Here is a 13697-nt window from a genome sequence, read left to right on the forward strand (position 1 = left end):
ACAGCATGATGGGTGGACCCCTTCAGGGAATTCGCGTGGTCGAGATCGGCACGCTCATTGCCGCGCCGTTCGCCGCGCGCCTCATGGCCGAGTTCGGCGCGGAAGTCATCAAGATCGAAGCGCCCGTGACAGGCGATCCGCTTCGCAAATGGCGCAAGCTGCACGACGGCACGTCGCTCTGGTGGTATCTGCAGTCGCGCATCAAGAAATCGATCTGCGTCAATCTGAAATCCCCCGATGGCGTGGAGGTGGTCAAAAGACTGGCCGCGGATGCCGACGTCATCATCGAAAACCTGCGCCCTGGCGCGCTCGAAAAGCTCGGCCTCGGCTGGGACGTGCTGCACGCAATCAATCCCAAACTGACGATGGTGCGTATTTCCGGATACGGCCAGACCGGTCCTTATCGCGATCGTCCGGGCTTCGGCGCGATCGGCGAGGCGATGGGCGGCATCCGGTACACGACCGGCGAAGCGGACGGTGCGCCGGCGCGCGTCGGTGTGAGTCTCGGCGATTCGCTCGCGTCCCTTCACGGCGTAATCGGCGCGCTGATGTCGCTCCTGCGGGTGAAGACGGGGCAGGGGGACGGCCAGGTGGTGGATGTTTCGCTCGTGGAAAGTGTCTTCAACCTGATGGAAAGCCTCGTGCCCGAATACGACCTGCTCGGTCACGTGCGCGAACGCAGCGGTGGCGCGCTGCCTGGCATTGCGCCTTCCAATACATATCGCACGGAAGACGAAGGCTTCGTGGTGATCGCAGGCAACAGCGATCCGATTTTCCGCCGGTTGATGCACGTGATCGGCCGTCCTGATCTGGCCGACGACCCCGCGCTTGCGCACAACGACGGCCGCGCGGCGCAGTGTGCAATGCTCGACGAAGCTATCACTGCGTGGACCTCGCATCACGCCACCGAAGACGTGCTGGCCGCTCTCGACCGTGCCGAAGTGCCGGCCGGGCGCATCTATTCGGTGGCCGACATCGTTGCCGATCCGCACTACCGGGCGCGCGGCATGTTGTTGGAGGCCGACCTGCCCGGCGGCAGCAAGGTGAAGATGCCGGGCATCGTGCCGAAGCTGTCGGACACGCCGGGCGAAGTGCGCTGGCAAGGCCCGGCGCTCGGTGAACACACCGGCAGCGTGCTCGGCGACCTCGGCTTCGACAGCGAGGCAATCGAGCGGCTGCGCCGCGAAGGAGCCGTGCAATGAACGACCGCTACGAGAATGCAGAGAAGCTGGTCGTGCAGGAAGTCGCGCCGCGCGACGGTTTGCAGATCGAACCGACATGGGTCGAAACGGCTGACAAGATCGCGCTGATCGATTCGCTGTCGACGCTCGGGTTTGCGCGCATCGAGGCGGGTTCGTTCGTTTCGCCGAAAGCCATTCCGGCACTTCGAGACGGCGAGGCCGTGTTCCAGCAGATCGAGCGGCATCCCGGCGTGGTCTACGTGGCGCTCGTGCCGAATCTGAAAGGCGCGGAACGCGCGCTTGCGTCGCGAGCCGACGAACTGAACCTCGTGATGTCGGCGAGTCAATCGCACAACCGCGCCAATATGCGGATGAGCTGCGAGTCGTCGCTGGCCGCATTCGGCGACGTCGTGCGGCGCGTGAAGGACGCGTCGGGCGGTTCGCAGAAGGTGAGCCTGAATGGGACGGTGGCGACGGCTTTCGGCTGTCCGTTCGAAGGCGCGATCGCGGAGGACCGCGTGCTCGGCATCGTCGATATTTATCGCAAGCTGGGCCTGGACGGCATCACGCTCGCCGACACGACCGGCATGGCCAATCCGCGTCAGGTCGCGCGCATCGTGTCACGCGTGCTCGAACGCCTGCCTGCTGCCGCGCTCACGCTGCATTTTCATAACACGCGCGGGCTTGGCCTTGCCAATGTGCTCGCTGCGTACGAAGCGGGCGCGCGCCGCTTCGACGCCGCGCTCGGCGGCTTGGGCGGTTGCCCGTTCGCGCCGGGCGCGTCCGGCAACATCTGCACAGAAGACCTCGTCAACCTGTGCGCCGAAATGGGTATTCCGACCGGCATCGATCTCGACCAGCTGATCGTTCTATCGCGCGGATTGCCCGCGCTGCTCGGCCACGACGTGCCGGGCCAGCTTGCCAAAGCCGGCCGCAATCGCGACCTGCACGCTGTGCCCGATTACGTTCTGCAAATCTGACACCTTCAATCCACTAATCAAGCGACCGGACGGCCCCGCCGATTCCGGCACAGGAGACAACCATGAGTGACATGGGCGCCGTAGCGAGCGGCAGTCGTGAACAGAGCGGGGACGATGCCGCAGCGATCATCCGCAAGGTCGCATGGCGTTTGATGCCGCTCATCATGATCTGCTATCTGTTCGCTTTCTTCGATCGCATCAACATCAGCTTCGCAAAGTTCCAGCTGCAGGCGGATCTCGGCTTGACCGACACGGCGTACGGACTTGGCGCGAGTCTGTTCGTGATCGGCTACGTGCTGTTCGAAGTGCCAGGCAATTTGTTCCTCTACAAGGTCGGCGCGCGCCGCTGGATTGCGCGGATCATGATTTCATGGGGACTCGCCACGGCGGCAATGGTGTTCGTCAACAACGAATGGCAGTTTTACGGACTTCGCTTTCTGATCGGCGCGATGGAAGCGGGCTTCGCGCCCGGCGTGCTGTACTACCTGACGCTCTGGTTCCCACCGAGCTATCGCGGCCGCGTTACGTCGATGCTGTTTCTCGCGTCTGCGTTTTCAGGACTGGTCGGCGCGCCGCTCGCGGGGCTGGTGATCGGTCATATGAACGGCGTGCTCGGCATGCCGGGCTGGCACTGGCTCTTCCTGCTCGGCGGCCTGCCTTGCATCGTGCTTGGATTGCTGGTGCTGAGGCTGCTGAAGGACCGTATCGAAGACGCGGGTTGGCTCACGTCGGCGGAAAAGACGTTTCTCTCGACGCAGATCACGCAGCAGAGCCGTCATCCGGATACGGGGCATTCGCTGCTCGGCGCGATCCGCACGCCTGGCTTCATGATGCTGGGCCTCGTGTACTTCCTGATCCAGGTGGCGTCGTATGGCCTTAACTTCTGGGCGCCGCACCTGATTCGTGTGGCCGGTACGCATAATCCGACCGTGATCGGGTTGCTGACCGCGGTGCCATACGTGTGCGGCGCGATTGCGATGGTGGTGGTGGGGCGCCTTTCGGACGCGAGCGGTGAGCGTCGCAAATACGTATTCGGCTTGCTGATCGCGTCGGCAATCGGCTTCTTTGCGGCGGAAAGGCCACGGGTTCAAGTCGGGATATGCCCAAAACACCTTCGCGAAGCTAGCAGTCGGGAGCGGACGTGCTCTGATGGCATCGTGTCGTGCTGACGATGTGTCAGCCGTATTTATCGGCGCGAGGAATAGCGTTTTCACGACTGTTTTGCTGGCAGGCTTGCGCGGAGCTGCAGACAAGAGTGCCAGCGGCTTCATCAGGGTCTTTGACCTATTTAACTACGTCTCCGAAGAGGTGCCTAAGCTGATCCCAGACGACCAGCACCCAATTTTTAAGGCGGACAATCTTGAAGTGAACTTCCCTGTCGCATTAAGCCAAGGCGGGAAAAAGTTGCCAGATAGCCCGGACACTATGCCCACGAAGCACCAGGACGACCCTTGGACCGTGTTAGAGGCGATCTTGGTTGAGCTCTATCCCTTCGGACCACGGGATCAGGAGGTGTGGAGCCGTGCCGGTGGTGACTTGTCTCGCCTCCAAATTCATTCCACAAGTCAGGCTGCTTGGCACGCAGCGCTTCGCACCCTGAAACAGGGCGGGGGAGGCAGGCGTATCAACTTCGGCAGCTTGCTCAAGACAGCGAAGGAAGACTTTTCGCACCATCCGCAGTTGGCGATACTGCAGGCGCCTTGAATTGGATCGTTGGTGATTCCAAGCAACTGACATCGGATGTTTCCCCAAGTTTGCCGTCAGCTCTTGGCGGCCGGCGAAATTCGTTAAAGAAACGTCGTATGTCACAGATACGCCTTGGGGCGGTCAGCCATCCGGGCGCATCGAATGTCGCCTCTTGGCCGAGGCCGTGTCAAAACGCAGGCTGAGCGCGGAGTTCGAGAAAGACGACCCTCCAGATCGCGCTGTGTTGGCTTGGCGGTGCGCCGGGAGGGGTAAAGCGACCCCTGAAAACCGAGTACTTTTGGGTTTTTACACGGCCTCGGCCGAAAGCGGGCCCACGCAAACCTAGCAGGACCGCTGACCGCGGCAAATATGCGAAAGGCATGGGCCGACCCATTGCGGTCATTCGACAAGCGGGCGCCAACGGTCGCTATGGCGACGTGATCGGCCATTGAAACCTTGCAACGTGCGCTTCGATCGGCACGAAAGACATCTATCCGTCGCCAATGGCGAGGAATGCACCTTGAAATTTGGTGGGTCGCTCGATCTGACTTTCTTGAGACGAGTACGATCGTCAATAGACGTGCCTTACGACCGAAGGAACCGTTCGACTTTCTTTTTCAGCACCATAACGAGTTCGGGTTGCATATATTTGTACCGGTCTGGTATATCGAGGCACACGATCTTTTTATCCCTAAACTGGGACGAAAACCCCTTCGAAATCTTGGTCTTGTGTGCGCGTTCCATGACAAAGATCACCTGCGCCCACTCTATTTGCTCTGCTGACAGGACGGTCTCTGCGTCCGGTGCGAGTCCTGCAGAATCGGTCTCAACTCCTGGCCAAGCAGCGAACACCGCTTCTGCAGTTGGACTTCGGAGCCGATTACGACTGCAAACGAAAAGCGCTCGAATCAATATGGCCCCGGAGATGTGACGTTCGTCGTATGTTAGCGGACACGACCGTTATCGGCCGACAACCGGTCGTTCGACTGACACCGCTTAAAGACTGAAGATGGCCAATTCGGAAGCTCGGGCGGTACCCGTCAGCCGCCGGCCCGATATCGACGCGAACTTCCCTAGTCGACCCCAAGGCGACACTCACAATCCCAAAGACCGCCATTCAGATCGACGACAAGGCGCTTCCTAGCGCAGTTCGCGCTGCGCACGTTTGGCCTGCCAATCGTCCCGGTGGATGGCGAGGACTGTCGTAGTCCACTCCCTCCCCTTAAAGTCTCGATCATTGGCGCGTTCTGATTCGACGTGCATTCCGACCGTTTTGCAAAGCCGGATTGCCGCCTTGTTCTCCGAAATCGTTTCCGCGAAGATTCGCTGAAAGCATAGTTCAAGGAAGCCAAATTCCAACAGGGCGTTGGCGGCATAGCGTGCGGCCCCCGTCCCATGCGAGCGGCGGCCTAACTCGCAACCGATCGATGCATGCCCAGGTGATTGGATTTGAATACCGCAGGAGCCCATCAGGTCGCCGGAAACCGATACAACCACCAGTTGATGCTTCGTCCTCGGAACTTCGCCACTTTGCGAGACGAACATGCCGAGGAGTTCTTTGGCCTTGTCGGGTGCGGAATCCTCCTCGCTATAAAATCGCTGAAATTTCGGCTCGCTCCGGAGGCTCTGATACTGCGATAAGTCATCCCGACGGAATTCTCGGAGAAGAATTCCGTTCGCAGGTACTGAAATCATATGATCGCGATCATTTTGTCAGTTCGGTAACCAGTCGCGGATCGTCTCCGATGCCCTGTGTCGTGTCGACTATCCCAAACTGGCCAGATCCTGTCTCATGCGAATTGCATGCACGGCGGGATACATGTCCAACTGTTGATCGGCCGCACGCGACCCCGAAGCGACACTCACAACTCCTCGAAGCCGTCAGATGAAGACAATGCCCTCCCTAGCCCCTGTTTGCGCTGGGCACGATTGGCCTGCCAATCGTGCCGGCTAATGGCGAGAACCGTCGTAGTCCCGCACCGGTCCGACGGCGAGCTCTGCTGATGCCTTAAACGGTCAATTATCAAAGTCACGGATCGCTAGAAGAAAAAAAAGGGGCTACGGCAAAAGCGCGTCGAACGGCGATGACGCGGGATACGGCCAAGCTGCTCGTACGGCTACATCAAGGCATTCGACCTGCATGCTCAGCCCAGCATTGGGCTCAAGATCGAAGATAAAGAGCTCGTTATCCCCCTTCCTCAGCGTTATCTCCGAAACAAAACTGTCGTACGCCATGGAATTCACGTCAATGTCGCACGCAGTCACGTCAAGCAAGGCTACCGTGACACCGTAGTCGGTCTGACCAACCTTTTCCTCACGGCTGCGAAATTGTTGGTGCTTCAATTCCACGACGACGTCAATTAACTCAAGCTTCCGAGGGTCAAATAGCGTTCCCGGCGCCGGCGATCTCAGTCTCTTCGCCCGCTCGATACAAACCGAACTCACCATTGCATCATGGAAAGAGGGATATTCGCCGAACAGTTTCAACAACAACTCGCTGCCGGTGGCAAGGCTCCAAGCGGAAGTCTTCTCATTCATTTCGAAAGTATATTGGTGCGTTTGAGCATTTCTACATTTGCTCGGGCGCAAAGCCTACGCGCATAAGATTTAACCGTGGTTGCCTTCCACCAGGCCTTCCAACCGACGGTGCGCGCACCCCGATTATCGACGATTCTGGCATAGAACTTGTGTGACCCACTGTGGCCGAACGCTAAAACGCAACCGCCCGAGACCGACCCGTTGCGGCCCTTCGATCCGCGCATTGGCGGTCATCCTTCGTCCAAGCCGGTATATGCTGTTTCCGCTCAAATCTAAAGTAGCGATTCGCTGACAAAGACGCTATAAGGCGTGAGTTCCAGATTCAAATTCTCCGGGATGGGTATGCCATTTCCGCAGTAGTCGATTTCGACATCGGCTAGATGGCCGAGCTCGTCGACAAAGAGCAGGATTTCAAGCGACCCCCAACCCTCCGGTTCCCATCGATCCCGGAAGTCCGCTTCAAACACCATGCGATGAGGCTGCCCGCTGGAAGCAATGGCGATGCGCGGAACATTATCGCGCGTGGTTAGCGACAGTCCAAAAGTGTTGCATCCACACCCACAAAGATTAACTATTTCGGCATTCGAGAACTGCGCTGCCAGCGCGTCTCGGTTTGGAAACGGGCAGTGTTCAAGAATAAACGCAACCCAATAGGCTGCTTGGTTCAAATCGTTCGGCATTTTAGTCCTTGCAGCCTGCCTCCCGGCGTCAATCCGTCGATTGTCAACGATTCAGGCAGTACTGTCGAACGTCCGAAGCTGGCCGATTTGGGTGAAGTGTGCGACGGCCGCACAGCGGCACTACGGTTGACCAGGACTGAACTAAGTTGACTGACCGGTCTGGGAAGATCGTTTGACCGGAGAGGTTCGGTTTTTTTTGAGGGGATCCGTATTTTCCCGCGGCGTTTCCATTGCTGCGTTTGGCTTCAGACCATTTCCCACCTTCGAATGCGCGCAACTAACTGTCAACGCAATCAGGCCCAATACACGACTTCGTCGCCGCAGGACTGCAGCAGGAGCGCACTGGACGAGCGGCGGAGACTGGGGGCGGAGCGTAGCCGGTCAGCCTAGGTACCCTACAAAGTCTGTGCACCGGCTTGACGCAGCTTCGGGTTGGCCAGCGCCTTGCGCCCGGACTTTGCCCAAATGCGGGTATCGCCGTCGGGAAATGGCCTGAGTATCCGGGCGTCGCGCACCGGGCTCAAGCGGAAAATGTGCTTCAAGGTCCGCGATAGCGATGAAGCATTCGACGGGGGCATGCCTGAGCAAGAGGCTGAATGAAACGCCTCGTCGATCGACAAGTGTGAGCGGTTCCTTGGTGAAGATATCCAGTTAGGCGAGCTGATTCGGATGCGCCCGCTTCTGTACACACTAACCGTTGATCGCTACGCGGCCGACGCGAGTTGCGTTGCGGGGATGGCGCCTTTCTTACCCACGCTTGCCAAATGCTTCGGCGATCTGTCGTGCCCGTTTTGCCTCGTCGCTGTGCAGATAGATTGATGTCGTGGACACCGACGCATGGCGGAGATTGTCGCGCACGGTGGTGAGCTCGGCGCCGCGCCCCAGCGCATGGGTCGCATGCGTGTGGCGCATCCAGTGGGGGCTCGCGCGACGAAGTTTTGCGGCGAGCGGTGGGTGATCCGCTTCGATCGCGTCGGCGGCCAGCACAAAAAACCGCCGCAGCACGCCCCACAGCCGCACGCTGCTGATCGCGGCGTCGCTGCCGGCCTCCAGGCTGCCGATAACCGGCGTCGCCGGATTCCAGCGCACCGGCACGACGGGCAGGCCGCGTTCGGCCAGATAGCGTGACAGCGCCTCCCAGGCAAGCGGCGGCAGGGCCACATGCGCCAGTCTGTTCCCCTTGCCGGTCACGCGAAGCCAGTGAACACCCCGCGGATCCGTGCCGATCTGCGCCAGCGTCGCGCCGACGAGCTCGCTGGCCCGCAGCCCGGTTGCATAGCCGAAGTCGAGCAGGAAACGCAGCCGTTGGGCTGCCGCCGGCGACCAGGCATAGGACCATTCGAGACCATCCGCAATCGTGCGCAGCAGATCCCACTCGCCCTCGGTGAACGCATGCGAGACATCCAGCGTGCGGGCCCCAGTTGCATCGCGCACCCTGATCCCGGAGAACGGGTTGGCCAGCACGTAGCGCTGCTCGATGAGCCAGCGGAAGAGGGCGCCCGCGATCGAGAGTGCGTGCGCGACGGAGCGCGCCGACAGACTGCCGGTGAACGGCCGCCAGTCGGGCGCGGTGCGCGGCCGCACCGGTCCCACCCAGCGCGCGCGCGGCGACGGATGGCGCAGGAACGCCCGGTAGGCGATTGCGTCCTCGGTCGTGAGTGAGGACAGCGCGCGGCCGCGCTCGACGATGGCCCACAGGATCAGCCGCTCAGCTTCCCGGCGGTAGGTCCGCTGCGTGGCAGGCGACTCGTGCAGACGGAGCCAGGTGTGGACGGCTTCATGGTCGTTGTTAGCATCGAGCGTGCAGGTCGCGGCGGGCGCACGGAACGTTCCCTGCGAGCCATTGAGCTCATGTGGCAGCCGGATGGACTCCCACGGTGCGATCGCGCCGCGCTCGCTCACCACAATCAGCGCGCGCGCCTTTTGGGTCAGCGTGGGCCACGCCGCAAAGAACGCCTCGATCGCCCGGGCGCCTGCGGGCCCGAGCCCAGGGACAGCGGTCCACCACTGGCGCCGGCGCGGGATGCGCACCGTCAGGTCGGCCAGGGTGGTGATGCCTTGCGCGTGCAGTGCGCGAACCGCCCGGGGCGCAAGCCATTGCGCGATGTCATCGGCGATCTGCGGATCGGGCCGGGGCGCGACGCGCAGCGTGTCGATTGCCGCTGCAACGGCCTTTGCGTGCCGCTCGCGTTCCTCTGCCGGATGGCTGAGCAGCGCCGCGAGATCGTCACGATGCACGGTGCGCGCGATCGCGACCAGCCTGCGCCGGATCTGACCGAGCACGCCACGCGCGGAGCGGTTGCCGCCGAGTGCGGAAGGCAGATATCGCTCCACGGCGGGCCGCACGGCCAGACCTGCATACCACGCGCGCAGGATCGCGAGTTCGTCGGCATCGGGAAAGCCGGTGGTGTTATCGGCGTCGGAGGCTAAGGCCGGTTTCGAGAGGGTGGTGTCACGCGTTTTCATAGGGGCAAGTTTACTCCATGAATAGGGGCGTTATGATAAGAAGGATTATCTTTATAGCGCCGATAAACATCCGGTTTCCCTTTAAACTCCGCGAGTCGGCGTCCGCCATGCGACCGGTCGTGTGCCTGTCCACGCGTATGAAGGCGTCCGCGCTCATTGCCTCGCGCTTCACGATGCTCGGTCCTGGTGAGCAACGGCTGACCCCAGTACTCGGCTTCATATTCAATTTTAGGTGGTGTTACCTCGCGAGTTGATCGCATCGATCCTCTTGAAGTTCGCGCGTGCGAACGGGCTTTCCGGGCATGCGCTTGTGCGGCTGGTGCCCGCTGATATTGACCCATACCAAGGCGTGGAGCCGAAGCGCGATGCCGTCGATGCGGGACATCTGCGGCGCATGCTGCTGATGTTTGGCGAGGTGCTGCGCGCTTTGCTACTCGAGGCGGACCAGGTAGGTAGGCATCGTTCGGTCTTCCGGATTGAAGGCAGTGCATATTGCTCGGTCAACACGGCGTGACGCGCCCAATGTCAAGCAAAAACCGTTTCTCCGGTCCGGCGAAAGCTTGAGACTGAGGGCCTTAGGTGCGGTAGGAAGATGGGCTACACGCTCGATGCAAGTCTCGTGGGCGCTCCGTATCGCGGCGCGCAGTGCGGCAAGCGTGACGCGACTCGATATTCTCCCGCAGCCACAAGGCGAGGGCGATGCGCAAGGAGCATCGTACTGCGACCGCCCGACATTTTCATAACCGCAAGGCAGGAAGCTTTTTTGCCTTGGCGGTGAAGATCACGAGGTATAACTCGAAACCTCGAGCGGCAGGAGCGGAAGCTCCATGAGGCAAAAGCTTCGAGCGATTGTTGCAATGGAGCTGGCCCGTGAAAGTACGCAAAAACGGGTGTTGACGCATTTACTTCGTTTTTGGTGACGAAATTACTTTGTTCTACGGTGGCTGAATGTGCCGCAGGCTTACTCTTCCAAAACTGACTACTGACATCAACGGGCTTTAAGGAGTTGCCTGAACCCAAGACGTGGTTGGCATGCGTCAGCCCCGATCACCACGTCGCTATTACCTTAATGTCGCGTTGATCCTTGCGGCGAGCATATGTATCGATCTCGTAGTTCTTTAATAGTCGCTCACGAAGCACCGTGCACTTCAAATTCCTCCAGCATCCAGTCACGCAGTCTGCGCAGCGCCGCGCTCGTTTCGAGACGGTCGGGCGTATAGCAAAGATAGTGGCCATGATTTTCGACATCGACTGGCGCGTCCACGGGCTGTACAAGCATCCCCACATCGATTGGTGTCCCTATCAGGAACTCCGGTACCAGCGCGAGGCCAAGCCCTGCATGCGCGGCCTGGATTAACACAGAGTATTGCTCGAAGCGAGGCCCCGAGAGCGCGTTCATTTGCGTGACGCGATAGGTTTCCGACCATTTTGACCACACGCTTTCTGCCTGTTCATGAACGAGCCGTGGGGCGGCCGCCAGATCTGCCGGTGCGCGGAGCGCATGTCGGGCCGCAAATTCAGGCGAGCAGACGGGCACGAAGGTTTTGCCGGCCAGATAGTCGCAGCGTACCCCATCCCAGTGGCCGTCGCCATAACGGATGGCTGCGTCGAGACAGAACGGAAAAGGATCGCCGTATGCTAGGTGACGCCGGAAGCTCAGCGTTACGTTTGGCGCGACCGCGAGGAAAGTCGGTAGCCTTGGTATCAGCCACTTGGTGGTGAAGGTCGGCACGCTTGAGATGGTCAGCAGGTCGCTGTCTTCGCGCACGCTCAATAGCTCGATAGACGCGTTGCCGATCTCGCGCAGCGGGCCCTTGACGCGCGCGTGATAGACCTGTCCAGCGTGCGTCAGGGACAGGTTACGTCCCTCGCGCATGAACAGCTTCACCCCGAACAACGCTTCCAGGCTCGCGATCTGTCGGCTCACTGCGCTCGGCGTGAGCCCCAGTTCGCGCGCTGCGTAGGAGAAATTCAGGTGTCTGGCCGAGCTAACGAACGCATGCAGCTCCGCAATGTTCGGATACAGGTGCTTCATCACTGATGTTCCAGATTCGCAAAGGACGATGCGGACTTTATACGTTTTTTTAATGACGATGCCATGTCGTCGACCCACACTAACGTCCGTTGCCGAGATGCCAAGTCACTGATTAAGCGTGATTTTTTTGCTGACCTTTCCACACGTTCATGGATTCGTGATGTCTTCTTTTGTCGCCAGGGCCCGAGCCACCGATGTTCCCGTTCGTCGTAGTCGCTTGCCGTCGCTGGGCCGCATACTGGTTCGTGCGGTAGTGGTGCTGTTCGCGCTCTATCTGTTGCTGCCGATCATGTTGCTGATAATTGGCTCGAGCGGCCAGAGCTGGACTAACACGCTGCTGCCGACCGGCCTGACCGGCCACTGGTACGTCGATCTGGCGGCCGATCGAAGCTTTCGCCGTGCATTCGGGGTCAGTCTGACGGTGGCGCTCGCCTGCTGTACGTTAAACGCGGTGCTTGGCGTGCCGCTTGCCTATGCGCTGCATCACGGGGCGCGAGCCGGACGCGGGCTTGTCGCACGGCTCGTGATGCTGATGCCGATCGCCGTGCCGCCGCTCACGCTCGGCTTTGGTTATATCACCGTGTTCGGCGGCGATACGCTGCCGTGGCTCGGCACCCTGTGGCTGATGATCCTCGCGCATGCGGTCCTGACACTGCCGTATCTGTTGCAGACACTGCTCGCCGACCTGCGCCATCTCGATCTTCTCGCGCTCGAAGCCTGTGCGGCGACGCTCGGCGCCACGCCGGCGCGCCAATTTTTGACTGTGGCACTGCCGAACCTGAGGCATAGCCTGTTCGCGGGGCTGGTGATGGTGGCGGCGCTATCGATCGGCGAATTCCAGATCTCGAACCTGATTGCAGGCTTTCGCTACCGCAACTATCCGGTGGTCCTGCTGCAGGCGTTCTATGGCGCCTCGGGCTTTGCCTGCGCGGCTACCGTCGTGCTGCTGGTGCTCGCCGTAGCGGCCACGCTCATCTCGATCATCGCTGTACAAGGACTGAAGTAATGCTATGAGCCTCGAATTTCATACCGTTAGTTATACCTATCCGGGCGCTTCGCACGGCATTTCGGACATCTCGCTGAAGGCCGCGCCGGGCGAACTGCTCGCCGTGATCGGGCAGAGCGGCTCGGGCAAATCCACGCTCCTGCGGCTGACGGCGGGCCTGTTGACGGGCCATAGCGGTCGCATTGCAATCGGCGGACAAGACGTAGCGGATCAGCCGGTCTGGAAGCGCGGTGTCGGCATGGTGTTCCAGCAGTATGCGCTGTTTCCGCACTTGAGCGTGACCGACAATGTAGCCTACGGATTGCGGATGCGAGGACTCGGGGCAGTTGAACGGCGGCGGCAGGCCGTCGCGATGCTTGAACGTGTCGGCCTTGCGAGTCACATCGGGCGGCGCCCGGCACAACTGTCCGGGGGCCAACAGCAGCGCGTTGCTCTGGCCCGTGCTCTAGTGATTGAGCCGCGCGTGCTGCTGCTCGACGAACCGCTCGCCGCGCTCGATGCCGGCATCCGCCATCAGCTGCGCGACGAGATCCGCACGCTGCAACGCGCCTACGGCGCCACCACGCTGCTCGTCACGCACGATCAAGACGAGGCGCTCAGCATGGCCGACCGCGTCGCAATCGTCGACGGCGGCCGCGTGCTGCAGATCGGCACGCCGCATGAGCTCTACGAACAGCCGGCCTCGACGCGCGTCGCACGCTTTATTGGACATTCGACGATCTTGCCCGGGCGCGTGATCGCAACCGATCGCGTCGATGTCGGCTTCACTACGCTATGCGCGTCGACCGGCACCTTTCGCGAGGGAGAAGCCGTCGAGCTGCTGCTGCGCCCCGAACATCTGCAGGCCGATCCGGCGCAGGGCTGCGTCAACTGCATCCATGGCGCACGCGGAGAGGTTCGCTATTTTGGCTCGACGTATCGCTACGACTTCTTTCCTCATGGCGCCATTGCCCCGTTGCTTGGCGAGGGGAGGGTGGTCGCGTCGTACAGCGTCGCGATCGAACCTCGGCACCTGCGGGTGCTGCCCCCTGCAACCCACGAATGAACATGCACCGCGTTATCGGGACGGCCCGGCTTCCCAAAGGGCCGGTATGCACCGCTTATCTGAATACGATCGGCCGCCTC

At 60.9% G+C, this 13697-nt stretch carries 13 protein-coding genes; 7 read left to right on the forward strand and 6 right to left on the reverse strand.

The window, feature by feature from the left end; genetic code table 11:
- Positions 1–8: 8 nt before the first annotated feature.
- From AAGS40_RS26995 to AAGS40_RS27010, 4 genes are all read left to right on the forward strand, one after another.
- Positions 9–1202 (forward strand): CaiB/BaiF CoA-transferase family protein, encoded by a 1194-nt coding sequence (locus AAGS40_RS26995; RefSeq protein WP_345817604.1) that lies wholly within the window; start codon positions 9–11, stop codon positions 1200–1202.
- Positions 1199–2161 (forward strand): hydroxymethylglutaryl-CoA lyase, encoded by a 963-nt coding sequence (locus AAGS40_RS27000; protein ID WP_345817576.1) that lies wholly within the window; start codon positions 1199–1201, stop codon positions 2159–2161. Before AAGS40_RS26995 ends, AAGS40_RS27000 begins: the two co-directional genes overlap by 4 nt.
- A gap of 62 nt (positions 2162–2223) precedes the next feature.
- Complete coding sequence (locus AAGS40_RS27005) at positions 2224–3330, forward strand: MFS transporter (protein ID WP_345817577.1); 1107 nt, start codon at positions 2224–2226, stop codon at positions 3328–3330.
- Positions 3331–3334: 4 nt separating this feature from the next.
- Positions 3335–3865, forward strand: coding sequence for an effector-associated domain EAD1-containing protein (locus tag AAGS40_RS27010; protein ID WP_345817578.1), 531 nt, complete (start codon positions 3335–3337; stop codon positions 3863–3865).
- A gap of 567 nt (positions 3866–4432) precedes the next feature.
- Here the strand turns inward: AAGS40_RS27010 and AAGS40_RS27015 are convergent.
- The 5 genes from AAGS40_RS27015 to AAGS40_RS27035 form a co-directional block, all read right to left on the reverse strand.
- Entirely contained in the window at positions 4433–4759 is a 327-nt protein-coding gene (locus AAGS40_RS27015) for a low molecular weight protein tyrosine phosphatase family protein (protein ID WP_345817579.1), read from the reverse strand.
- A gap of 228 nt (positions 4760–4987) precedes the next feature.
- The gene (locus AAGS40_RS27020) at positions 4988–5542 is read right to left on the reverse strand and encodes a GNAT family protein (RefSeq protein ID WP_345817580.1); all 555 of its coding nucleotides are present in this window, start codon (positions 5540–5542) and stop codon (positions 4988–4990) included.
- A gap of 363 nt (positions 5543–5905) precedes the next feature.
- The gene (locus tag AAGS40_RS27025) at positions 5906–6385 is read right to left on the reverse strand and encodes a hypothetical protein (RefSeq protein WP_345817581.1); all 480 of its coding nucleotides are present in this window, start codon (positions 6383–6385) and stop codon (positions 5906–5908) included.
- Between the two features lie 272 nt (positions 6386–6657).
- Positions 6658–7065, reverse strand: coding sequence for a hypothetical protein (locus AAGS40_RS27030; protein ID WP_345817582.1), 408 nt, complete (start codon positions 7063–7065; stop codon positions 6658–6660).
- A 747-nt stretch (positions 7066–7812) separates the two neighbouring features.
- Complete coding sequence (locus AAGS40_RS27035; RefSeq protein ID WP_345817583.1) at positions 7813–9531, reverse strand: site-specific integrase; 1719 nt, start codon at positions 9529–9531, stop codon at positions 7813–7815.
- 250 nt (positions 9532–9781) lie between these two features.
- Between AAGS40_RS27035 and AAGS40_RS27040 the strand changes: the two genes are divergently transcribed.
- The gene (locus AAGS40_RS27040) at positions 9782–10045 is read left to right on the forward strand and encodes a hypothetical protein (protein ID WP_345816638.1); all 264 of its coding nucleotides are present in this window, start codon (positions 9782–9784) and stop codon (positions 10043–10045) included.
- A 615-nt stretch (positions 10046–10660) separates the two neighbouring features.
- Here AAGS40_RS27040 and AAGS40_RS27045 read toward each other — a convergent pair.
- On the reverse strand, positions 10661–11566 hold the full coding sequence (locus AAGS40_RS27045) for a LysR substrate-binding domain-containing protein (protein WP_345817605.1): 906 nt from the start codon (positions 11564–11566) through the stop codon (positions 10661–10663).
- Positions 11567–11726: 160 nt separating this feature from the next.
- Here AAGS40_RS27045 and AAGS40_RS27050 point away from each other — a divergent pair, with 160 nt between their 5' ends.
- Together AAGS40_RS27050 and AAGS40_RS27055 are read left to right on the forward strand one after the other, a co-directional pair.
- Positions 11727–12572 (forward strand): ABC transporter permease, encoded by an 846-nt coding sequence (locus AAGS40_RS27050; RefSeq protein ID WP_345816639.1) that lies wholly within the window; start codon positions 11727–11729, stop codon positions 12570–12572.
- Positions 12573–12576: 4 nt separating this feature from the next.
- A complete protein-coding gene (locus AAGS40_RS27055; protein WP_345816640.1) occupies positions 12577–13617 on the forward strand; it encodes an ABC transporter ATP-binding protein in 1041 nt (346 codons plus the stop codon).
- The last annotated feature ends 80 nt before the right edge of the window (positions 13618–13697 follow it).

It is taken from the genome of Paraburkholderia sp. PREW-6R (assembly GCF_039621805.1).
In the GTDB taxonomy this organism is placed as follows: Bacteria; Pseudomonadota; Gammaproteobacteria; order Burkholderiales; family Burkholderiaceae; genus Paraburkholderia.